This is a genomic window from Bacillus alveayuensis (assembly GCA_030812955.1).
Taxonomy (GTDB): Bacteria; Bacillota; Bacilli; order Bacillales; family Aeribacillaceae; genus Bacillus_CB; species Bacillus_CB alveayuensis.
Genome location: JAUSTR010000024.1, coordinates 1 through 22527, shown reverse-complemented (window position 1 = coordinate 22527; position 22527 = coordinate 1). Strand labels below are relative to the sequence as shown.

The window sequence follows — 22527 nt, the reverse complement described above, 5'->3', positions numbered from 1 at the left end:
GGCACCCTTTTGATTGTACTTTATTTTATTTAAGACCCCAGACCCCTTTTAGTAAGCATCTTTTAAAATATACTTACATCCAACTGGCTGTCATTTTCAAGGTTGAGACCAAATTCCTTATCATATGCTCCTTCTTTTAATACTAGGATTTTCCCATCTAGGCAGCTGACTAATCCATCATTTTTCACTAATTGTTCTCGTTCGTAATCGTAAATATTTATGGTATATTGCTGAACTTTTCTTAAAAGTTGTGTAAACTCATTAATTGTCTTATTACTGTTTAATTCAGCTATAATTTCTTTTCCACCACCATAAGGAACAATAACAGAAGTTGTAATATCATCAATTACTCGAAAATGCTCAGCTGCTGTTTTATAGCTGTTTACTAAAAATAATGGAGGCAATTTATTATTCTTTTGATAATAGGCTTGATAATAAGTACTATTTTTCTTATTGGACATCAATAGTTCAATCATTTCTTTTTTCAATTTCGGTATAAAATAATTCAAATTTGATTCAAGTTCAGTATAATACTCTTTAAAGTACCTTTCCATAGCTTGCATAGATAAGATATTCCCGCCATGATTTGTTTGGTCACGACTTATATCAATAAAAATTCTTTTTGACACTTGTTTTCCAACTTTTATTTCTTTTAAACGATCCAATTTTTCTTCCTCATGGTCTATAACATAAACATTTTGTATGTCCTTTTCACCGTGCCGATTGCATCTGCCTGCAGCTTGTGCAATGGAATCTAATCCTGCTAATGAACGAATCACACAATCGAAACTAACATCTACCCCCGCTTCAATCAGTTGGGTGCTTACACAAATTACTTTATTACCCTCTTTCAGATGATCTTTTATTTCACCTAATATTTTATTACGATGAGCAGCACACATTGATGTACTCAAATGATAAATTGGTAAATTTAACTTCTTCATTTTCAATTGAGTATACAGATCTTTCACAACTGATTTCGTATTTAAAATAACTAACACACTTTGTACTTCACTTATTTTTGCCTCAATAAAATTGGAGAGTTTTTCATTATTAAATGTTTCATTTGTTGCCTTATCAATGATTTCCACCTGTTTAAATGCATTAATTACATAATCTAGGTTTTTGACCATTTCCGCATCCGTATTTATTTCTAATTTATGCTCAACGAAGTCTAATGCTGGTTGAGTTGCAGTGCAAAGCACGATGCTGGAGCAACCATAAGTTTTTAAAAAGTTTAGTGCCTGATTAAATAGAGATACACATGAAATAGGAACTTTTTGCACTTCATCAAAAATAATCACTGAATGACTTAAATTATGAAGCCTCCTAATATTTCTACTCCCATTTGCGTAAAAAACGTTCAAAAATTGTACAATCGTTGTAAAAATAATTGGTGAATCCCAATTATCTTTGGCTAATTTTAATTTTTGTTGCACACTAATCAAGCCATCTTGATTTTCATCATCATCTATATCTTCAATAACGTTTGAATGATGCTCTAATATATTGGCATCATCTTTTAATATTTTTCTAACTTCTTCTGCGTTTTGTTCAATAATAGTTGTATAGGGGACTACAAAAATGATGTGTTTTTTGCTATAAAGTTTCGCGTGTTTGAGAGCATATCTTAAACTTGCTAATGTTTTCCCTCCACCAGTTGGGATAGATAAAGTATATATTCCTGATGCTCTCTCAGCAAATTTATCACACTGATCAGACATTTCTTTTCTTAGAAGATTAATAGGTGTACAGGCATCCTTTTGTTTACTATATGAATTGATTTTTCTCATGAGCCTTTCGTAGTATATATCAAATAACTCTTCATGATTGTTTATATGGTCATTGGTTTTATTTTCTTCAAATAATCTTGTATTCGTTCTATCAGCATCAATTAAAGCACTAAATACAAATTTGGTTAAAAACATTAGTTGCTTTTCATAATTTCCTGATGACTCTTTTGCTAAAAATTGTTTTAACTCATCAGCTGCCTTGTCAACATAATTATGAAAATCTCTCTCATTCATAACATATTTAAAAAAATATTGTTTTATCCTATCAAATTCAGGCAATTCTTTATCACGGACTCTTTTTAAGTAATTTGATTCTAAATCTGGATTTAAAAAATCTTGAAGATACGAATGATGGGAAATAATAGAATTTCCTATCACTTCAGCTACTATCCCTTTGTAACGATCTATATTCTCTCCTGTATGGAAAAGTTCATATAAAAGCTTCCCACCTGCAGTTGAATGATCAACACTTCCCTTTTTAGGAGGTGCTTCAGGATTATTTACTGCTTCTAATATGTATTCTCTAAATTCATAAGTATATTTCCCTAGATCATGAAGCATACCTGCAAGACCAGCTATATGTTTTACACCTATCTTTTCCCCATAAGATTCAGCTAAATCTTTTACTTCTAATAAATGATCTTTAACTGTTTGTATCCTATTGTCACTTTCACGAATATGTGCTATAAACAACATTAGTCCCTCTCTTTATATACTATTAATTTTCTGACTAATACTTACTTGAACTCTAAATAAATAAATGATTATAAATATTCTGTATCTATTATTTTTTATAGAAGGATACCATTTCCCTAAATTAGAAACATATATTATAAAGAACTATTTTGGGTACTAAATGAAAACCTTTAAATCAATTAATCTTTTTTTCGACTTACTCTTAAATCTTCTGTTTATCATTACTAAGGGTTCATTTTCCTTAAGACTTTTTAAAGATATTGATACTAGTCACACCATCAAATGAATAGAAAATCAAACTACGAAAGCTTAGTCTCGAGTTAAAAATATTTATTTTCTAAAGAGATTTACGATATATTCAATAATCTTGCTAATTACTTCTTTACTTGAAGGATAATCATGCAATCGTTACACTGCTATTGTTGTTGTTCCTGCTACAATCGGAATAACTTTATTACTATATGTTATCCGATTTTTCTTGTGGTTTATTCATAATCGTAATAGAACATTTACCGGTTTTTAATTCTTCTGCATTGGCAACCAATGATGATGAGAACAAACTGAAAGCAATACCAATAGAGAACACAACTGAAAAAATTGATTTCTTTTTCATTATTTTCCTCCCTCCCCTTTAGTTTTTTAAATATTCACCTTGATATAACCATAAATTTTCCTAAAATTCAACATTTTTCTATAATTTTTTACAAAAAAAAGAAAAAGACCACCTTAACGTGATCTTTCCCACTCCGTTCAGATAAATTTCCCCTTAAATAATTTACAAAAATCTAAAATTTTTTCCCACTCCATCGTTCAGATGAGTGGATTATAGCAAGTGATTATTCATATTTAAAGTATAAATTTTCCTATGTTAAAATCCTGCGTGTCACCTGCACATTGTTTAGAGGTGGGAGCTTCATAGAAACTCCATAAGAGGAGATGGAACTGATAAAACGCTAATTTCGTCAATTACTTCACCGTTTCTGACCAACTCCATTGAAGAATAAGACCATCTTTTTACTTGTTCAATCCTTATTCTTTATCCGTCGGCCACATTTGTTTTTGGTATGACATTTCCCAAAACATATATTCGAATTTGCTTGTTGTCAAGAATATGTCTTCTAGTTCTTTCAGCTCTTGTTCTGTTTTACCCTCTGCAAGCTTGTTCATTAAATTTTTTAACCATTCCGCCAGCTGCCCAAATTCTTCAGAGGCGTACATTTTGACCCATTCACCATAAAATTCGTGCTCACTCGCTCCAAGGATTTGATTTAAGCGCAAACCAATTTCATAATAACTCCACGTACATGGAAGAACGGCTGCTATAAGATCAGCTAGCGATCCACGCTGTGAAATGTTCAGCATATAGCCTGTATAAGCAAGAGTTGTTGGAGCTGGCTTCGTATTTTCAAGCTTTTCTCTTGGTATTCCAAGCCGCTCAGCATATTGGCGGTGAAGCTCCATTTCATCGTTTAAAGTGGAATGAAGGAGATTCGCAAACACAGTCATTGTTTCTAAATCAGGTGCTTTTAAGCTTCCAAGTGCAAATAAACGAGAGTAATCAATTAAATAAAGATAATCCTGTTCCATATAAAAACGAAATTTATCAATATCAAGTGTACCATCGCCGATTCCTTTGACAAAAGGATGTTTGTAATATTGATCCCAAATGTATTTTGCTTTTTCGTATAATCGATTTGTAAATAACATCATCTTCACCCCTAGTTTTCAGTCTAGCACTCTATCTTTTTTTCTGATACCATTCTAGCAAAAAAGCAGTCATCGACTTTGTAAATTTTTTTAGTTGTTCAATAGATAGCTTCTCATTAACGGCATGGGCTTCCTCTAAAGTTCCTGGCCCGTATAAAACGACAGGAATTCCCGCTTCAGATAGCCAGCCTCCATCTGTCACTGTCGGTGACATCGAAAGCTTGACATCTTCTTGAAACGCACGCTTGTGTGCTCGTTTTAGCACTTGTACTCCTGGCCATTTTTCATCTATGGAAAACGCTGGAAAAATCTCACCCCGATCTTCTATCATGGAAGAGCCTCCCCATATGAAAGTCGGCGGGTGTTCACGCAACCATGGGTCTGCCTTCGCTACATTTTTGATATGCTCTTCAATCTCTTCGATGACTTCCTCGTAATGCTGTTCAGGATAATAGTGAACGGTAATCCATAAGGCGCACTTATCAGCTACAAATGCTGCATGGCGTCCACCTTCAATGACGGCTGGGTTAATCGTTGTGGAGCCTGGTGGAAATCCAGCGCTTGTTTTCATAACTGCCCAATGCTGTTCAAGCTCTTTAAGCCCTTCGATTACCTTCATCATTTTTTCAATCGCACTTGCACCAAACAGTTTTCCGCCTGCATGGATCATCTTTCGGCGCGTTGCGTCATGAAATGTTTTTGGGCTTTGGATAGTGACCCAACCTGTTATGACACCTCCTTGACCTTGAATTTCACAATTGCTCGTATCGACGACAACCGCAAAATCAGCTGAGTATCCGCGGTCACAGCATGACTTGGTTCCGGCTTCACCAACTTCCTCGCCTACAACGGATTCGAAAATGAGATCACCACCCGGCTTTATGCCATTTTCATCTAGTAGCTTGATCGCAAATAGCGCACCAGCCAAACCGCCCTTCATATCTGCAACACCGCGGCCATATATATATGAATCCTTTACGATCCCTTCAAACGGCGGTGTATTCCAACCTTCACTATCTTCAACGGATGCCACATCCATGTGGCCATTAATAATGAGACTGTAGTGGTCAAACGGAGCCGTTCCTTTTTTCGTTCCAACAACAACGGGATCATTTTCATATAAATACCACTGATCAACATGAAAACCAACCTCTTTTAATAGCAAAGCAACATACTGCTGGGCATCATAAGCATTACGTGCTGGCGGACTTGGTGTTTGAAAAGACACGAGCTTCTTAACAAGGTCAAGCAATTCCTCTTCCCGCTCCTCAATTTGACAAAACAGTTCATCGAGAATTTTATCATGCTCCATCCCCATTCTCCTTTCATCAAACTAGATCAAAACTCAATATAACGCTTTGATCAAAATAAAAAACCCGTCTTTAAATAAAAGGGAACGGGTTTATACACGTATACTATGGCTTTAAATTGTATAATGATCCCCACTTCCCTACGCTAGCATGACCTAGATCAGGTTCAAAGGGTCAAGGACTTAAGCCTCTCTCAGCTATAACAGCTCCCCTAGTGGTTTTGAAATGTATGAAATTTTTTCAAAACATTCTTTAACTATATAAGTTGTAGCAAAGAATTTCCATGCTATTGCTTTCGTACAAGTGTGTTAATGATCCAATGAACAGCGCTCGATCCCTCGCTTTTCTGCCTCAGTCGCAAGCTATTTGCTTGCCGACGGGCATGCCTTAGCATGCCCTCCTCGAACAATGAACGCTTTGCGGGCAAATACATTTGCCTGCCGGCGTTCTTGTTCGAGGGGAGAGACAGAAAAGCTTGTGTTGAGTCCATATCATCCCGTATTTGGTATATTTACGAAAATTTGATGTAAACAAAATTTCAATTTATATAGCTAAACGAACATGTTTATTAAACAATAAAGCCGATTATAATAGCAAACATTCTTCTTTTAATCTATTTAAACATAGACAAAAGGAAAAGACAATGTTTATTCTTTTTGCTTTACAACAACATTCATGGCATATGAGATTTATACATCAGCAAAAAATGATGCTTAATTTTATAGACATAATCTTTTATAATGAAAGAGGAAAGTAATAAAAAAAGAAAGGAAGGCTAGAGCTCTTGGAAGATATCACATTAAAGACGATCCTACAAGCCTTGAAAGAACATTCAGAGCATATCGATAAAAGGTTTGACAGACTTGAATCGAGAATGGACAGTCTAGAATCAAGAATGGATAACCTTGAATCGAGAATGGATGGCCTAGAGAATAAGTTTTTTACACTTCAGCAAAATATGGATGAACGCTTTAATCGGTTAGAGAAAAAAGTCGAAGGAATACGAGTTGATTTAACAGATACACAAGAAACGCTTGATTTTGTTTCCATCAAAACATTAAAGCACGAAAAAAAGCTTAGAGAAATGTAGCTTTTCATAAGCAAATAACATGTTATGATTGCTCGTGTTCCTACCCTATTTTTCGAAAAATAAACGTCGCCATTCCCCTGACGCCATACATGACTTACAAGCTTTCCGTTTTCTTCTTTACATCAGGCAGTGAATCGCAAAATCGTTCTTTGAACCATTAGATCTGACTGAAAATGATACATGGGTACCCTCATTAGGGAAAGACTGATTATGTTTTCTGAAAGCTGGTTGCACATCGGAAATATCACCTGTTCATAAAATTTGCATGTTTTTCCCAAACACTTTATCTCTCCCATCTATTCATTACGTTTTTTCATCCTCTCAAAGTTTCTTAAAAATGTCAAATTCCTCATAAAAATCTGTTAAAGATGTCAAAGTGGATGTACAACGTCATAAGACGGCAATCTATAACTTTTTTCTCATAAAAAACCTGCTGACTGTTATGCAGCAGGTAAAAATACTTCATAGTCGTCCAAAAAAGATCTGATACTAACTTAACATAATTCGACTATCTTCTTTATTCTTTGGTCAAATGTCACGATTTGTTTAAAACCAGACTCCTTTAAGCGTTCTCTTGCCTCATCTAAAAATGCTCCTACATCATCTGGGAAATGGGCATCTGATGAAGTCGTAATATCTACATCATATTGGGCTAATATCTTTAAAAAGTCTGGGCTCGGACACATCTCTTGAATTGGGTAACGATAAGCTAGACCCGTATTGACTTCTGTTGCAACATCATGCTCTTTTAAGGCTTTTGCGATTTTTTGATAGTACACACGAAGATCATTTTCATTTGGCCGGAATCCAAAAACTTTTAAATTATCCAAATGAGCTACAATATCAAATAGTTTTGAAGAGATCGCTTCTTCGACCACTTGGAAATGCCTGTAATAAAGAGCTCGCAAATCATATTTGTTAAAATAATCCTTCGTGTCAGGATTATCAAAACCCCAACCGTTGTAGAAGTGGACGGAGCCAATGACATAATCCCAATGATAGGGAGCTAAAATATTGGAAAGCTCCTCTTCACACCCTGGGAAAAAGTCTGCCTCAATGCCTAATTTGAGCCGAACCCCTTCTTTTTCCCATTTCCCTTTCTCCCTTTCAATGAAAGAAATAAATGTTGCCATTGATTCCGTCGAAACTTGGCTCAGCCATTTTTCTTGCAGCAACCCAAGTTCATCATTTTCTAAGTGCATATATTTTTCATAATAAGGTTTCATTTCTTTAAACCGATAAAGATGATCAACAATTCCAACTTCCTGTAACCCGAGCTTTTTTGCTTGCTGCAAATAAAAATCTAACCAATATGAAGAAAAAGATCCGTCTCCCATTCTTCGGTTCATGATTTTCGTTTGCTCATACATCCATTCCTTTGAGTGAGGTTCAAGCTTGATTGGTATAAATTGTTCGATGGCTCGGACCGTCCGCTTCCACCAATTGAATGAGTACGGTCCTTCCTCTAGATGCACATGATAATCTACTTTCATGACGAAATCCTTTCTACCTTTATTCTTTTTTATGTAAGGGGGTTATGTTGCTGTCACCCAATTAATCCCGTTAATTTTCTTATTATTTTCCCATCCTTTAGGTAGAGGTTGATCACATACAAGGACATCTACTTTTTCAAGAGGGCAAATTTTACAAAAAGCATCTACCCCAATTTTGGAATAATCAGCAAGTAAAATCACTTCTTTAGAGGCTTGAATCATCGCTTGTGAAACAGCTGATTCAGTAAGATCATAATCACTGACACCACCATCAATCGATACACCACCTGCTGATATAAACGCTTTATCTACATGAAACTCTTCAAGCATTTTTTCCGTTAACCTTCCACCAATAGATTGCTGCTTCGGGTTCAGTTGTCCACCTAATAACAAAACGTTCCCTGAAAACTTTTTTACATTTAATGCTTCTGTTAAGACTGAACAGACTGGGAGTGAGTTGGTCATAATGGTAATTCCCTCTTTGTTCTCGATCGCTTTGGCAAATTCCAGCATCGTCGTACCTACGTCAATGATCACCGTATCTCCATCTTCAATGAGGTTGGCTGCTGCTTTTCCAATTTTGATTTTTGCTTCTTGGTTCACGGTTGTACGATGCAGAAATGGAGGTTCTCCTGCTTGGTAAGATTTTTTCACCGCACCTCCATACACACGTTTCAACAGTCCTTTTTCTTCTAAAATAACTAAATCTCGGCGGATTGTTTCAGGTGAGACTTGAAATTTTTCGGCAAAATCAAGCACCTTCACTTTCCCTGTACGTTCTAATTCTTGAATGATCGCATTTTTTCGCTCCTCTGGCAGTATGGTATACACGGCTCGTTTCCTCCTTTAAAACACAACACATTCCGATTTCGAAATGGCAACTTTAACATGATCTCCTTGCTTGAACATATTGTCGCGGTGATGCAAATGGTCGGCATGCAACAATACCCCATTCACATCTATTTCATACCGTAATACATTTCCTATCATGGATACATCCAGTATTGTTCCGTCCGCTGTCCATTTCTTCTCATCGTTCGGCATCTCCTTCGAACCACTTATTAATTCAATGACTTCTGGTCGAATGGCTACTTCTTTTCCAACTAATTCTTCCTTTTTGATCATTTGATGAAATTTTTCTATTGACAATAGATTGTAGTTTCCGATAAATTTTGCTACAAATGAGTTGGCAGGTGATGTATAAATATCGCTCGGCGTTCCGCTTTGCACAATATTTCCTTCATTCATAATGTAAATCGTATCGGACATCGTCATTGCTTCTTCTTGATCATGAGTAACAAAGATGGTGGTAATTTGAAATTCTCGTTGAATTCGTTTTAATTCTTGCTGCAAGTTTTTGCGAATCTTGGCATCTAATGCACTGAGCGGTTCATCTAAAAGCAACACTTTTGGCTCTAACACGAGACTTCTCGCTAAAGCTACACGTTGTTGTTGTCCCCCTGACAATTCGTGTGGATAAGAATCCTCTTTTCCGCATAAGTCCATCATCTCAATCATCCGATTCACTTTATGCTTAATGTTCTTTTTCTTCTTCATTTTTAATCCAAAAGCAATATTGTCTAAAACGGTCATATTCGGAAAAAGAGCATAAGATTGAAATACCATCCCGATTTCCCGATTGCGAGGCTCAACATTTGTAATATCTTTTCCATCAACCGTAATCGCCCCTTTATCAATTTCAACAAGTCCTGCTATTGAACGTAGTAATGTACTCTTTCCGCATCCACTTTGTCCTAATAGGGTTGCAAATTCCCCTTGCTTCAGTGATAAGGAAACATCATTTAATACTTGATTTTGATGATAACTTTTTGAAACTTCATCAATATTTAAATAACTCATATATGTTCACCCTTTATGAGACTGTTTTTACTTTCCGATTTTACAACCGTCTTAACCTCTTTATTGAATCGCCTCATATTTAGCTTCGGTTTATTTCTTAACTTTAAGATCGCCCATGTTAAAAGGAAGATGATGGAATAATACGTAATGACTATAGCACTTGTGATATGGCCGCTTTTATTTAATTTTTGATATAAGTAAATTTGAACCGTTTCAAAGCGTCCTCCAACAAGAAGGTTAGCTAATGCAAATTCACTAAACATGAGTGCAATCGATAATAAAGCGGACACTAATATTCCTGGCATAATATTCGGCATGATGACTTTTCGAAAGGCTTGAAACTTCGTTGCTCCAAGCAGCTCGGCTGCACTTGCTAATTCGACCGCATTTACTGTTCGTAAACTATTTCGAATTCCTTGATACATAAAAGGAAGCGTAATCACAAAGTATGCCCCTACTAAAATCCATGGGGTTCCTGATAGTTGAAAAGGTCCACCTGAATAAAGCTTTAATAAACCTACCGCTCCGACGATCGGTGGAATTCCGTATGGCAGCATAGCGATCGCTTGAAGAAGCCTTTCCCACCTACTGAAATACACCGTCACAATAAAAATGGTTGGAAGCATGACGACAATACTTAGCACCACTGTCATGATAATAAGAAATAACGATCTTTGTAATGCTTGGAAAAATCGTTGATCCGTCAATAATTCACCGTACCATTGCCATGTGAAATATTCAGGCAAAATAGTATGGTCCCATTTACCAGCTAATGAAAATAACAATGTAGCAACAAGTGGTACTAATAAATAAATGGATAACAATGTTAAAATGATCTTGTGGTATAGCTTCATCGTTTTCATGTTATAAGTCTCTCCTTACACGTCTCATCATTCGCTCATTGATCCACATGGCACCTAGCATTGTGGCTGCTAAAAGCACTCCAAGCGCACTTCCTAATTGCGGCTTGAGCGTTACATCACTTGCGACAAGTGAAGCGATTTGTAAGGATAATAAATTGTAATTGCTGCCTACAAGGGCATATGCCGTCGCATAAGCTCCCATCGCGTTTGCAAACAAAATGCTAAATGTACCTACAATACTTGGCAACAAATATGGAATCCCGATATGGAACCAAAACCGAGCATTTGTCGCACCCAACAAGGCTGCTGCCTCTTTCCATTGCTGCTCAATTCCGTAATACGCTGGATAAATAAGCATGATGGCTAAAGGAATTTGAAAGTACACATAGACGAGAATTAAACCCGTCCATGAATAAAGATTAAATTGTGCAAACACATCTAACCCAAGTTTAGAGAAAAGAATCGTAAATAACCCGTTGCTTCCGAGTAAAATAATATAGGAAAAGGAAAGTGGAATTCCTTCAAAATTTGATGTCATATTGGCAATCATCATCATACGATCTTGAACCTTCGTTGAAAAACGTGTAATCGAATATGCGCATATAGTCGCTAAGACGATTGATGTAATGGCTGAAATGAACGAAATGACAACACTATTTTTGATCGCCTGCAAGTAATAAGCATTTTGAAAAACCGTTTTGAACTGAATGATGGATGGGGTCACCCCATCATCGGCCATAAAACTATTTCGCACCATTGCCAATAACGGTCCTAGCTCAAAGCCGATAACGAGCAAAATAAACGGTATGAACATACCAATGAACATCACTTGCTGCTTTTTAGATTTTTTCAATGGCGTTTCCGCTCCTTTTAAGCATTTTAAAAACTTTTCACGATTACCAAAGGATTATGATCTATTAAAATGGTAGAATCGACCTAGCTTATCGCTAGATCGATTCAGACTGCCCACAAACGCTTGCATTCTTTGTCACTTTGCCCGTATCGCACTTCATTACCGTACTTGGTAAATCCGCTACTCATCGGGCTCATGCCTCGGGACATGAGTTTTCATTCAGCCTGAAAATTTGTTCTATGTAGACTTTATCTACAAACTACGATTTATTTTATGATAAAAATTGAGGGAATTTTTTCTTTTTAAGGTTCTCCTCGTTAATGGATCACCTTCTCTTTTTTTAATCCTGGCAACGTATAAGGGATCATTTTTTCAGATGGTTCAATCTCTAATAATTGACACACTAACGGTGCAATTGCTAATTGCGGTACTTCTTCCTCATAAACACCCGGTTCAACCTCTGAACTAATGATAAATAAAGGCACTTCACGTTCCCCTTGAGTTGTTCCACCATGATTACCGCTTTCGCTCATACCATGGTCAGATGTAATGACAATGTGATATCCTTCTTTCATCCAAATCGGAACAAGCTGGGCTAACAATTGACCAATCCTCAAAACTTGCTCTCGATATTCTTTAGACTCTGAACCAAATTGTTCACCTTTTAAATCGGCTCCCATTGGATGAATGTATAAAAAGTCAGGATTATATTTTCTTCTTAAGCTTTCTGCATCAGCCAATAAGTGGGAGTCTGGATAATCATCTTCCCAGTAGAAAGAACCGTATTGAATCGGTTTCGACTCATCTATTTGCAGGCGATCTTCTATGAAATCAAAGGGAGCGCGATTATATAACTCACTTACCCAATAATAAGCGGCAGCTGCATTTCTCAACCCATTTTCTTTCGTTAGATGGAACAAGCTTTTTTCTTTTGATAAACGCACGATTTGATTTGCTGTAATTCCATTTTCAGATGCTTTTGTACCCGTTAATAGCACTTCATATAAGGGGCGAGATAAGCTTGGTAATTCTGACTTCACTTTATAGAAAGCCGCCTGATTTGCTTCAACAAGATGTTGGATATATCCAAGAGCTTCGGAAGCTTTGTCATAGCGTAAACCGTCTATCACAACAGCTATGACTTTATTTGACATGTACGAGCACCTCTTCTTGCCATTTTTGTGGTAATTGTGCAGCAGTCTCTTCCCACACTTTATAGTCCCCTACTGGCTTCGCATTTTTATATTGTTCTTTTGGCACCATTTTTGCTGCTACCTCTTCAGGTAATTCTACATCACGAATCGGACGAGCATATCCTTTTGCTAAGTTAATTTGTCCTTCATCGCTTAAAATAAAATCTCTCGTTAACATAGCAGCATGTGGATGTTTTGCATATTTATTAATAATCGTTGCGTAACCACTTACAACAGATCCTTCTTCTGGAATAGTAACCTCAAATTGTTCACGATTAATTTCATCCGCATAACCTAATGCATTAAAATCCCATAAAATCGCTACTTCTACTTCACCTTTTTCAATCATCGCAACAGACGGATCTGTTAAGCTTAGACGACCTTGTTTTGCAATTTGTGCAAAGTAATCGATGCCTGGTTGAATGTTCGTCTCATCTCCACCATGTCCCATTGCTGCTGCTAATACTGCCATTTGTGCTTGAGTTGCACGCTGAACATCACCGATTGTTACTTTATAATCTCCATTTAAAAGATCTTCCCATGATTTCGGTGGGTTTTTCACAAGCTCTTTATTTGTTAAAAAGGCAATGGTTCCTTGATATCCTACAATCCAATCACCATTATCATCTTTTGCCCATTCCGGAATCTCATCCCAGTATTGTGTTTTATATGGAATGGTTAATCCTTTTTCTTCTGCTACTGGGCCGAATGAAATCCCAACATCCCCAATGTCTGCCGTCGCATTTTCTTTTTCCGCTTCAAATTTAGCAATCTCTTCTGCACTAGACATATCTGTATCTGTGTGGCTTAACCCGTATTCTTCTGAAATTTCCTTCCAAGTTTCTCCCCAGTTTGCCCAAGTGTCAGGCATCCCTACACTATTGACTTCTCCTTCTTGTTTTGCTTTTTCGATAATGTCATCCAGTTTGAGAGAATTTGCATCGATCTCTTCTGTTGAAGCCGTGTCATTTTGCTCGCTACATGCACCCAAACCTAATACACTAACACCTAAAACAAACGCAGCGATAAACCTTCTCACATTTCCATTCCAGTATCTCATTTCCCATACTCCTTTTAATGTGATTTGTTTTCGGTTTTTGTTGATTGTTTACGACTTAAGTATAAAAGTCCAATGTAAACCACATATAAATCCAACTTTAAGAAATTGTAAACGAATCGTAAAATCTATTTCATCATCAATATCGATTCAATGTAGAACAGAAGAAACGGACTATTCACGGAAGCAGTTAAAGAATGCAATTGAAGAAACATTTTCTTTTCATAAGGCCCTATTCTAAAAGATTGTTGCTTTACAACTATAGCTTTTCGACTGTCTAGGCAAGCGACATGCTTGCTATGTCACACTTTAGTGTGACGTGAACCGAACAAAAAGGCGATGGTCGGACAAATGTAATTTGACCGACCACGTGCTTGTTCGGTTCATGGACAGTCGAAAAGCAACAAAGTTTACGAAAACAGCCTTTCATAAAAGAAAGGGTGTCCCCGAATTTCATATTTTAATAAAATATGAAAATGAGGTATATCCTTGGCCTATACACAGCAACTGAATACAATCAATATAGTGGGAGATTATCTATTAATTATGGAGGAAAGATTAGAGGAACATTTATAATAAACGAAGAAACAATAATAGCCACAAGCCGAAAGGGATCTTCCCCCGTCAAGTAAAAATCAATAAAAAAGCATACTTAACCTTTCTTCGATATTCGATCGGAGGAAGGTCATTCAGTTTCGGTTAGTATTTGACGAACATCACTTATCGTACGGTGATTTTGGAATACCAAATCTTGCATTTAATTGACCGCGAATCATGTTGTCACGGATCTCTTTATCTTTTTTTAACATCTCTTTTCTAATTTCAAACGTCTGAACTCCTTCTTCAATCTTTTCAGCAATTTCCATCAATCGTTCCACATCATTGAAAGAGTATTTCCTTGTTCCTTTTTTTGTACGATGCGGGAAAATCAATTTCCGCTCCTCATAATAACGGATTTGCCGTTCCGATAATCCTGTAATTTCACTCATAGTACCAATTGAAATAACTTTTTTATCTTTATAATTGTCGTATTTGGCAGACATGAGAATCTACTCCTTTATTATTTCTTATTTTTAATATATGTTAATCTATTCTGTTTTGCTATATTTTTGTAAGAATTTCTAACATTATAAATCTTATTAATCCAAAAATTTATGTAATATTTATTTACATATTCTGATATTTTTTCATTTGTTTTTTATAAAATAATCATTGTAGAGAACTTCATAATGATTACACACGGGAGGGGATTGCCCACTGTTACGGTTAATATTCCAATTTTTCATCATTCTAACTGCGCTTATCATCGGAAATGAGATTGTTAAATTTTTTCACATTCCGTTTCCAGGAAGTATTATAGGTATGGTTTTACTTCTCATTGCCCTTAATACCGGACTTGTAAAGATTGATTGGGTTTTTCCTGCAGCTGATCTCCATTTTAAACATATGATTTTTTTGTTTATTCCACAAATTGTTGAAATTGTATTTAAACTAAAAATACTTCAAGGCCAAAGTTGGAAACTTATTGCCGTTTTAATCATCAGTAGTTTGCTAGGTCTTTTAGGAACTGGGTATATAGCCCAATTATTTGAAAAGTTTAAAAAGGGGGAAGATGAATGTTAATGTCTTATGTGGGTCATACAATGTTCAGTGTGTTCATTACTTGGATCGTCTATCTTCTTTCTTTAAAACTATTTAAAAAATATAACAAGCCATGGCTAAACCCTTTATATTCATCAACCACTCTTCTCGTTCTTCTATTGTTTTTCCTACATGTAGATTTTGAGATGTATTCCAGTGGTACTAGTCTATTCTCACTTCTACAAGGAACAGCAGTCGTATCAATGGCTGTGCCGCTGTACACTCAGTGGCCATTCCTCAAAAAACATTTCCAAAAAATATTTGTAAGTATCACGTTTGGAAGCTTTCTTGGAATAGCTTTTGTTTGGTTGTCTGCTAAAGCTTTAGAGCTTAAGACAGAAATCATCGCATCACTGATCCCTAAGTCCGTTACCTTACCAGTTGCTTTATCTGTTACAGAGACACTTGGAGGGATCCCTTCGTTAACGATTTTATTTGTATTAACCTCAGCTCTTATTTCCCTCATATTTGGGCCTAGATGTTTAGAATGGCTCAATATCAAAAGTAAACTAGCGAAAGGGTTGGCCATGGGAGCAAACGCACAAGCACTCGGCGTAGGAAAATCATTTCAGTGGGGAGAAGAGGCTGGAGCGATAGGCAGTGTAGGAATGACAATGTCTGCAGCCCTTATATCTTTTTTCATCCCAATCCTATCGATGATGGTTTGGTGAGGCGAAGAAAGGATCTGTCGCAACGTTTTAAAAATGTAATATTTATCAACTTTCCATACTCAAAATTTCAATAGAAAGGAGTAAACGGATGTCCAAATTCCTTAGAGAAGCCATTGAAAAGAAAAAACAATTTTATGCGAAAAGACTTTTAGAAGCAGGAATTTACAAAGAATCAAGCCTTTTACACCAACTAACATTAAGTGAGTTGGAAAAAATATATCAATCCTATCAATCACACAAAATCAGCAAGTGATCTTTATTCTCAACGATAATGTATTCAATCTCATCACTTCATATCTATTTTTCTCAGTAAGAAAGAACGAACTTAACTACTTGTTCGTTCTTTTTTCTGCTTGTGACTGAATTCATGCCTGCTTAGTTCATCTGATAAATTATTTTTTTCTTGTAGTAGCTGCTTTAATTGATGTTTGTTCTTTCTTGAAGTAAGAATGTATAAAAAATCACCTGGATTGATGACTGTGTTTCCAGTAGGTGTAATGAGCTTATCATTACGAATAATGGCATTGACTAATGAACCTTCTGGAAATGGAATATCGATTAATCTTTTCCCAACAATTGCCGCGCCGCTCTCCATCTCATACTCAATCATCTCTACATCAGCTTTTCCAAGGGAAATAAGTTCAAGGGAATGCATAGGAATTGTCTTCTCAGGACCAGTTAATCCCAGTTTTTCAGCTAAAATTGTAATCGTTGAACCTTGAATTAAGCAGCTTGTCAGCACGATGAAAAAAACAAGATTAAATATTTGTTGACTGCCTTCAATATTTGCCAGTAAAGGGAATGTAGCAAGAACAATCGGTACAGCACCTTTTAACCCTGCCCATGAGAGAAATAGTAATTCTTTATTTGTATAATTCATTTTCATTGTAGATAAGTATACAGCTATTGGTCTAGCAATGAGCATAAGAACTAATGAGATTAATATTCCTTTGAAGAAAATGTCCCATGTAAAAAGATCGGATGGGAAAACTAATAATCCCAAAATCACAAACATTAAAATTTGCATCATCCATGCAAATCCCTCTGAAAATCGAAAGATCGAATGGCGGTACGCAATTTCCGTATTTCCAATAATAATAGATGCTACATATACGGCAAGAAGTCCACTTCCATTCATAGAAGCTGTTATACCGTATGTGAGTAAAGCAAAAGCTGTAGCAAAAACGGGATAAAGACCGCCTGAATCAAGATTAATACGGTTTAAAGCTAAAACTGCTAATTTTCCAAAGATTAAACCTAATATAAGTCCAAGACCCATTTGCAGAAAGAAAGAACCAACCATATTCAAAACATTTACATCTGGAATCGTGATTAATTCAATCATGGCAATTGTTAAAAAGACAGCCATCGGGTCATTCGTACCAGATTCTGCTTCTAATGTTGCACCGATTCGCGGCTTAATATTTTGCCCCTTGAGCACCGCAAACACTGCTGCAGCATCTGTTGAACCAACAATGGCACCAAAAAGCATCGCTTCCAGCCAGCCAATATCAAGAATAAGCTTTGCGGCAACTGCAACGATTCCAGATGTTAACAAAACACCCATTGTGGCGAGGGAAAGAGAAGGAATAATAACAGGACGAAGCCTCTCCCAATTTGTTTGAAGCCCCCCTTCAAATAAAATGATAATAAGAGCAAACACACCAATCATTTGTACTGTTTCAGTGTTATCAAAGTCAATATGAATGATATTTAATACGTCACTTCCCATAATCATTCCAACCATCATAAAAAATACGAGCGACGGTACCCCAAAGCGAGCAGAAAATTTTGTAATTAAAACACCTACAATAAATAAGATAGCTGTAAGTAAAATAAATGTGTCAGTATTAAAAATATTAGCAAGCATATCAATCAACTCACTTTCTATAAATTTACGTCAAGCTTGATAGGAACTGACTTTTGATCTATTACTCCTATATATTGTCGTGTTTCAGTAGAAGTGGAGTGCTGTAGTCTTTTTTGAATCAGTGAAATCGCAACTCCTTTCAAATACGCATGATAACCGAATGTTTTTCGAAGCGTGTGGGTGCCGATTGAACCGTTAATGCCTGCCTGTCTTGCTGCTTCATTAACAATTCGATAAGCTTGCTGACGAGTAATCGGTTCATTCGTCTTTTTCGACTTAAAAAGGAAATCATTAAAGCAGAGTAAGCTTTCTTGAATACAAGATCGTAAAGAGTCACGAACATGATCGTTAAAATAAACTGGAGGGTCTGTATAGTCAGAGGATTGAAGGTAGTGGAGAATTTCGCCTGACTCAGTCATAACATCTTTCACTTGTAAATGCAGCAAATCATGAATACGAATCCCTGTATTAATTCCTAGCAAAAATAAACAATAATCACGAGCTGAACGAGATCTCAAATATCTTTTCATTAAAGCAAGCTGCCGTTCATCTTTAATTGCCTCAACCGTTTTCATAATATCCTCCTCAATGTAACATAACCCTATTATATCATAAGGTTATGTTACATTAAAAAGTATATGTTTGACGAAGAAAATCAATCTAGAAAAATGATTGATATTGGTAATAAAAATTATTGCTAATGATGGAATCCTTGCTGACATGGAAGAATCCATAATTCTTTAGCTACAACCACTAAATATGGATACACACTCGGCTGAGTAGTATTATAAATCCCTCATAGGTAAGATAAAAACCCCAAAAAATACTTGTGTTAGGTTCTAACGTGCTAGACCTTTTCTTCAGTGGCTAACTAATAACATGTCGCATTGTTCGTAAAAATATGACCAAGAGCATAACAGTCAAAATGGTGAACCACACATATATAGCAGCTCACCATTCTTAAGAGAGTAAAGATGAATAATATGTGGATAAATTTATAATTGAGTGCCTTATCTTATTAAGTTGGCCACTGCTTCCTCATACTCCTGAATCAGCTTTTCAACGATTTCTCTAGTAGTTTCTTGTTTTTTCACAATTGATACACCGTGTCCAGCCGACCAGATATCCCTCCATGCCTTGACATTGACTAAGTGAGTAAGATCTACATCTTCCCTTGTTTTTAAAGTGTCCGGGTCAATCCCCTCTTTTAGGAGGCTGGGTACTAATATATTGGCATAGACACCGCTAAAGGCATTGGTATATATGATATCATCCACTGCTGCATCTATGACCATTTGCTTATATTCTTCCTTTGCATTACTTTCTTTCGCAGCAAGAAACCTTGTTCCCATATAGGCATAATCTGCCCCCATCATCTTGGCAGCCGCAATGTCCCTGCCAGTTGAAATACCACCAGCCAATATTATGGTTCCATTGTAAAATTGTTTTACAGCTCCAATAAAAGCAAATGGATTTATGGTTCCTCCGTGCCCCCCCGCTCCGGCGCAAACTAAGATCAGTCCGTCAACTCCTGATTCAGCTGCTTTTTTTGCATGTTTTAATGTAGCTACATCTGAATAGACTTTCCCTCCATAATCATGCACAATGTCAATAACTGGCCCAGGGTGACCTAAAGAAGTAATAACAATCGGAGGTTTATATTGTTTAATAAGAGCTAGATCGTCGTTATACCGTATATTTGATTTTCTATGACAAATAAAATTGACTCCCCATGGCATATCTCCCAGCTCTTTTTTTACTTTTCTCAACCACAATTCACACTTTTCGACGGGTCTCGCATTTAAAAGCGGAAATGTTCCAATAACACCTGCTCTTCCAGCTTCTATTACTAGTTGCGGTGTCGATACCAAAAACATCGGTGCAATAATTAGTGGCAATCTAGACATTTTTGATCACCATCGCAATCCCTTGTCCTCCTCCAATACATAGGCTTACAACAGCATATTGTCCGTCCCTACGTCTCAATTCATAGGCAGCCGATAACAATATTCTAGTACCACTAGCCCCAACAGGGTGACCAAGTGCTATGGCACCACCATGAACATTTGTCTTTTCGCGATCTAAACCTAGCTCTTTTTCAACAGCTAAATATTGGGCAGCAAAAGCCTCATTTACCTCCACTAAATCTATATCTTTTAATGTGAGGTTTGCTAAATTCAATGCTTTTTGTATAGCTGGAACTGGTCCAATACCCATAATGTTTGGGTCTACACCGGCAACAGCCCATGATACGATCCTAGCTAAAGGCTTTAATCTATTTTTATTAACCGTCTTTTCACTAGCAACAATTACACTCGCTGCACCGTCATTAATACCTGAAGAATTACCAGCTGTAACAGTTCCATCTTTTTTGAATACCGGCTGTAGCTTGCTTAAAGCCTCCATGTTTGTATTCGGTTTAATATGTTCATCTTGATCAATGTTTATCATGCCTTTTTTTGTTTTAACTTCGACTGAAACAATTTCTTCTTTAAATATTCCATCTTCCACTGCTTTTGCTGCACGCTGATGGGACTCGATTGAAAATTCATCTTGTTCTTCTCTTGTAATCTTATATTTTTCAGCAAGGTTTTCGGCTGTCATTCCCATCCCGTGACCAGTATACTGATCAGTTAATGTAGCTTGAAGCATATCTTCAAAATGTAAGTTACCCATTTTAGGACCACCAAAGCGTTGTTCAAAATTGGAATAAGGTGATTGAGACATATTCTCTACACCACCCGCAAGCACAACATCTGCCTCCTGTAATAAAATAAGCTGTGCAGCTGATACAATAGCTTGAAGGCCTGAACCGCATAACCGATTTAAAGTAAGTGCGGGAACATCTTTTGGTATGCCGCTATATAAACCAATATGCCGGGACAGATAAGCTGAACTTTTTTGAGTATGAATTACATTTCCATATATCACATGATCGATTTGTTCAGGATCTACTTTCGACCTTTTCATTGCTTCCTTTGCTGTAGCGGTTCCTAGAAGTGTGGCATTTATTTTAGTAAATGAACCTCCAAATGCAGTGAATGCTGTTCTTGCACCATCAATCAAGTAAACATGATTCATTGAAACACTTCCTTTCGTCCTTTATTAAAAATCTATGATTCAAATACTCTCCTTTCCTTCACAAAGGAGGTATAAATCATCATGACCCTCATAACTGTCTGCTTCATTCTCATAAAATACGATTAGACTTTGTTAACTGAGCCATTTCCATTAAGTTTGCTACTGCTACATTTAAATTTTTGAATCGATCATCTCTTACTTCACCTTTTACCCAACGATGATAAATTTGCTGTAAAATTACAGCAAGCTTATAAAATCCAAATGATACATAATACTTAATATTTGAGACATCTCTTTTACTTTGTTTAGCATATTCTTCGACAAATTCTCTACGGCTATAGAAACCTGGCTGATTTGTAACAATATGAATACCTAGGTCAGGATCCTCTGATTGCCCCCAGTAGGCAACAGTAGAACCCACGTCGGTCAGAGGATCTCCAATCGTAGACAACTCCCAATCCAAAACTCCATTTACAACCCCTGGATTATGCTCGTCTAAAACGAGATTATTCAATTTAAAATCATTATGAACAATGGTTGATTCCGTTGAATGTGGCATATTTTTTAGAAACCATTTCTCCAGTTCTTTAACATGTGGAATTTCCTCTGTCTTTGATCGTTCATATCGATTAATCCAGCCATTGACTTGTCTTTCTAAATATCTATCCGGCTTTCCGATATCTGTTAGGTCAGCTTTTTGATAGTCAATAGATTGCATTTGAATTAAGGTGTTTATTAAACTTTTTGATAAAATAGGGCCAACTTCTTCAGAGCTACCAAGTGAATCAGGAATATGTTCGTCCACTACAATTCCTTCTTTTTTTTCCATAATATAAAAATGTCTTTCCATAATGTCTTGGCCTTCACTATAAACATATGGTTTTGGAGCTAAAGGAAAGACAGGATGAACTTTGGATAATATCTTATATTCACGATACATATCATGAGCACGAGGTGGGATTTCACCAAACGGCGGCCTCCTTAAAACCCCCTCCCAGCTGCCAATCGTGATTAAATAAGTAAGGTTTGAATACCCTTCAGAAAATTTTTTTATTTGCATTTCCTCATCCGGTATGGATGGAATTGATTTCCTTAAAAAACTTTCTAATCGATCCCAACGGATATACTCATAATCTGGAAAATTCCCCATAAGAACAGCTATTCCTCCTTTCATACTTATTATTTACCTTTAAACACAGATTTTCGTTTTTACATAAAAAACCTTGAGCCTTTAACAATATCCTTATTTTCATAATTGAGCCAATTTCATAATTGCTCTTTTTAAAAATACAAAAACCTACAGAATTTCTTAATTGTATTTTTAAAAACAGAAATCATGCAGCTTGTTG

General features: G+C 36.4%; 21 protein-coding genes and 1 riboswitch. Of the genes, 4 read left to right on the top strand and 17 right to left on the bottom strand.

The genetic code is table 11. The features are described 5' to 3' along the window. Nucleotides 1–62: 62 nt before the first annotated feature. The 4 genes from cas3 to J2S06_RS14435 form a co-directional block, all read right to left on the bottom strand. Entirely contained in the window at nucleotides 63–2489 is a 2427-nt protein-coding gene (gene cas3, locus J2S06_RS14450; RefSeq protein ID WP_419152751.1) for a CRISPR-associated helicase Cas3', read from the bottom strand. A 457-nt stretch (nucleotides 2490–2946) separates the two neighbouring features. Next, complete coding sequence (locus J2S06_RS14445) at nucleotides 2947–3102, bottom strand: hypothetical protein (RefSeq protein WP_419152750.1); 156 nt, start codon at nucleotides 3100–3102, stop codon at nucleotides 2947–2949. A gap of 416 nt (nucleotides 3103–3518) precedes the next feature. Continuing rightward, the gene (gene tenA, locus J2S06_RS14440; RefSeq protein ID WP_419152749.1) at nucleotides 3519–4196 is read right to left on the bottom strand and encodes a thiaminase II; all 678 of its coding nucleotides are present in this window, start codon (nucleotides 4194–4196) and stop codon (nucleotides 3519–3521) included. A gap of 31 nt (nucleotides 4197–4227) precedes the next feature. Beyond that, a complete protein-coding gene (locus J2S06_RS14435; RefSeq protein ID WP_419152748.1) occupies nucleotides 4228–5508 on the bottom strand; it encodes an acetylornithine deacetylase in 1281 nt (426 codons plus the stop codon). Between the two features lie 118 nt (nucleotides 5509–5626). Next, a riboswitch (TPP riboswitch) is annotated at nucleotides 5627–5729 on the bottom strand. Between the two features lie 561 nt (nucleotides 5730–6290). Between J2S06_RS14435 and J2S06_RS14430 the strand changes: the two genes are divergently transcribed. Then, nucleotides 6291–6596: a hypothetical protein gene (locus J2S06_RS14430; RefSeq protein WP_083979367.1), complete on the top strand. Its 306-nt coding sequence runs from the start codon at nucleotides 6291–6293 to the stop codon at nucleotides 6594–6596. A 494-nt stretch (nucleotides 6597–7090) separates the two neighbouring features. Here J2S06_RS14430 and J2S06_RS14425 read toward each other — a convergent pair whose 3' ends face one another. From J2S06_RS14425 to J2S06_RS14390, 8 genes are all read right to left on the bottom strand, one after another. Further along, nucleotides 7091–8089, bottom strand: a complete 999-nt coding sequence (locus J2S06_RS14425; protein WP_419152747.1) for a histidinol phosphate phosphatase domain-containing protein — start codon at nucleotides 8087–8089, stop codon at nucleotides 7091–7093. A 42-nt stretch (nucleotides 8090–8131) separates the two neighbouring features. Continuing rightward, complete coding sequence (locus J2S06_RS14420) at nucleotides 8132–8920, bottom strand: DeoR/GlpR family DNA-binding transcription regulator (protein WP_419152746.1); 789 nt, start codon at nucleotides 8918–8920, stop codon at nucleotides 8132–8134. 15 nt (nucleotides 8921–8935) lie between these two features. Continuing rightward, on the bottom strand, nucleotides 8936–9949 hold the full coding sequence (locus J2S06_RS14415; RefSeq protein WP_419152745.1) for an ABC transporter ATP-binding protein: 1014 nt from the start codon (nucleotides 9947–9949) through the stop codon (nucleotides 8936–8938). Continuing rightward, nucleotides 9946–10812, bottom strand: a complete 867-nt coding sequence (locus J2S06_RS14410; RefSeq protein ID WP_419152744.1) for an ABC transporter permease — start codon at nucleotides 10810–10812, stop codon at nucleotides 9946–9948. The genes J2S06_RS14415 and J2S06_RS14410 overlap by 4 nt, the downstream gene beginning before the upstream one ends. A 1-nt stretch (nucleotide 10813) precedes the next feature. Beyond that, nucleotides 10814–11665: an ABC transporter permease gene (locus J2S06_RS14405; protein WP_419152743.1), complete on the bottom strand. Its 852-nt coding sequence runs from the start codon at nucleotides 11663–11665 to the stop codon at nucleotides 10814–10816. A 317-nt stretch (nucleotides 11666–11982) separates the two neighbouring features. After that, nucleotides 11983–12819 carry an alkaline phosphatase family protein gene (locus J2S06_RS14400; RefSeq protein ID WP_419152742.1) on the bottom strand — a complete coding sequence of 279 codons (837 nt, stop codon included), beginning with the start codon at nucleotides 12817–12819 and terminating at the stop codon, nucleotides 11983–11985. Further along, entirely contained in the window at nucleotides 12809–13918 is a 1110-nt protein-coding gene (locus J2S06_RS14395; protein ID WP_419152741.1) for an ABC transporter substrate-binding protein, read from the bottom strand. Before J2S06_RS14395 ends, J2S06_RS14400 begins: the two co-directional genes overlap by 11 nt. 713 nt (nucleotides 13919–14631) lie before the next feature. Then, complete coding sequence (locus J2S06_RS14390; RefSeq protein ID WP_044895705.1) at nucleotides 14632–14958, bottom strand: MerR family transcriptional regulator; 327 nt, start codon at nucleotides 14956–14958, stop codon at nucleotides 14632–14634. Nucleotides 14959–15172: 214 nt separating this feature from the next. Between J2S06_RS14390 and J2S06_RS14385 the strand changes: the two genes are divergently transcribed. The 3 genes from J2S06_RS14385 (at nucleotide 15173) to fbpA (ending at nucleotide 16480) form a co-directional block, all read left to right on the top strand. Further along, nucleotides 15173–15538 carry a CidA/LrgA family protein gene (locus J2S06_RS14385; RefSeq protein ID WP_419152758.1) on the top strand — a complete coding sequence of 122 codons (366 nt, stop codon included), beginning with the start codon at nucleotides 15173–15175 and terminating at the stop codon, nucleotides 15536–15538. Continuing rightward, nucleotides 15532–16227 carry an LrgB family protein gene (locus J2S06_RS14380; protein ID WP_419152740.1) on the top strand — a complete coding sequence of 232 codons (696 nt, stop codon included), beginning with the start codon at nucleotides 15532–15534 and terminating at the stop codon, nucleotides 16225–16227. Before J2S06_RS14385 ends, J2S06_RS14380 begins: the two co-directional genes overlap by 7 nt. An 88-nt stretch (nucleotides 16228–16315) precedes the next feature. Continuing rightward, nucleotides 16316–16480 carry a Fur-regulated basic protein FbpA gene (gene fbpA / locus J2S06_RS14375; RefSeq protein ID WP_083979364.1) on the top strand — a complete coding sequence of 55 codons (165 nt, stop codon included), beginning with the start codon at nucleotides 16316–16318 and terminating at the stop codon, nucleotides 16478–16480. 72 nt (nucleotides 16481–16552) lie between these two features. Here fbpA and J2S06_RS14370 read toward each other — a convergent pair whose 3' ends face one another. From J2S06_RS14370 to J2S06_RS14350, 5 genes are all read right to left on the bottom strand, one after another. Then, entirely contained in the window at nucleotides 16553–18097 is a 1545-nt protein-coding gene (locus J2S06_RS14370) for a potassium/proton antiporter (protein WP_419152739.1), read from the bottom strand. A gap of 17 nt (nucleotides 18098–18114) precedes the next feature. Beyond that, the gene (locus J2S06_RS14365) at nucleotides 18115–18672 is read right to left on the bottom strand and encodes a tyrosine-type recombinase/integrase (RefSeq protein ID WP_419152738.1); all 558 of its coding nucleotides are present in this window, start codon (nucleotides 18670–18672) and stop codon (nucleotides 18115–18117) included. Nucleotides 18673–19107: 435 nt separating this feature from the next. Continuing rightward, nucleotides 19108–20004, bottom strand: a complete 897-nt coding sequence (locus J2S06_RS14360) for an NAD(P)H-dependent flavin oxidoreductase (RefSeq protein WP_419152737.1) — start codon at nucleotides 20002–20004, stop codon at nucleotides 19108–19110. Continuing rightward, nucleotides 19997–21178 (bottom strand): thiolase family protein, encoded by a 1182-nt coding sequence (locus J2S06_RS14355; RefSeq protein WP_419152736.1) that lies wholly within the window; start codon nucleotides 21176–21178, stop codon nucleotides 19997–19999. The genes J2S06_RS14360 and J2S06_RS14355 overlap by 8 nt, the downstream gene beginning before the upstream one ends. 109 nt (nucleotides 21179–21287) lie before the next feature. Next, on the bottom strand, nucleotides 21288–22328 hold the full coding sequence (locus J2S06_RS14350) for a phosphotransferase family protein (protein WP_419152735.1): 1041 nt from the start codon (nucleotides 22326–22328) through the stop codon (nucleotides 21288–21290). Between the last annotated feature and the right edge of the window lie 199 nt (nucleotides 22329–22527).

Excerpts from the sequence above, each read along its gene's own strand:
- J2S06_RS14425 (WP_419152747.1), bottom strand. The coding sequence starts at position 8,089 with ATGAAAGTAGATTATCATGTGCATCTAGAGGAAGGACCGTACTCATTC.
- J2S06_RS14360 (WP_419152737.1), bottom strand. The coding sequence starts at position 20,004 with ATGTCTAGATTGCCACTAATTATTGCACCGATGTTTTTGGTATCGACA.
- J2S06_RS14410 (WP_419152744.1), bottom strand. The coding sequence starts at position 10,812 with ATGAAAACGATGAAGCTATACCACAAGATCATTTTAACATTGTTATCC.
- J2S06_RS14435 (WP_419152748.1), bottom strand. The coding sequence starts at position 5,508 with ATGGAGCATGATAAAATTCTCGATGAACTGTTTTGTCAAATTGAGGAG.
- J2S06_RS14350 (WP_419152735.1), bottom strand. The coding sequence starts at position 22,328 with ATGGGGAATTTTCCAGATTATGAGTATATCCGTTGGGATCGATTAGAA.
- J2S06_RS14445 (WP_419152750.1), bottom strand. The coding sequence starts at position 3,102 with ATGAAAAAGAAATCAATTTTTTCAGTTGTGTTCTCTATTGGTATTGCT.
- J2S06_RS14400 (WP_419152742.1), bottom strand. The coding sequence starts at position 12,819 with ATGTCAAATAAAGTCATAGCTGTTGTGATAGACGGTTTACGCTATGAC.
- J2S06_RS14370 (WP_419152739.1), bottom strand. The coding sequence starts at position 18,097 with ATGCTTGCTAATATTTTTAATACTGACACATTTATTTTACTTACAGCT.
- J2S06_RS14390 (WP_044895705.1), bottom strand. The coding sequence starts at position 14,958 with ATGTCTGCCAAATACGACAATTATAAAGATAAAAAAGTTATTTCAATT.
- tenA (WP_419152749.1), bottom strand. The coding sequence starts at position 4,196 with ATGTTATTTACAAATCGATTATACGAAAAAGCAAAATACATTTGGGAT.
- J2S06_RS14355 (WP_419152736.1), bottom strand. The coding sequence starts at position 21,178 with ATGAATCATGTTTACTTGATTGATGGTGCAAGAACAGCATTCACTGCA.
- J2S06_RS14415 (WP_419152745.1), bottom strand. The coding sequence starts at position 9,949 with ATGAGTTATTTAAATATTGATGAAGTTTCAAAAAGTTATCATCAAAAT.
- fbpA (WP_083979364.1), top strand. The coding sequence starts at position 16,316 with ATGTCCAAATTCCTTAGAGAAGCCATTGAAAAGAAAAAACAATTTTAT.
- J2S06_RS14395 (WP_419152741.1), bottom strand. The coding sequence starts at position 13,918 with ATGAGATACTGGAATGGAAATGTGAGAAGGTTTATCGCTGCGTTTGTT.
- J2S06_RS14380 (WP_419152740.1), top strand. The coding sequence starts at position 15,532 with ATGTTAATGTCTTATGTGGGTCATACAATGTTCAGTGTGTTCATTACT.
- cas3 (WP_419152751.1), bottom strand. The coding sequence starts at position 2,489 with ATGTTGTTTATAGCACATATTCGTGAAAGTGACAATAGGATACAAACA.
- J2S06_RS14365 (WP_419152738.1), bottom strand. The coding sequence starts at position 18,672 with ATGAAAACGGTTGAGGCAATTAAAGATGAACGGCAGCTTGCTTTAATG.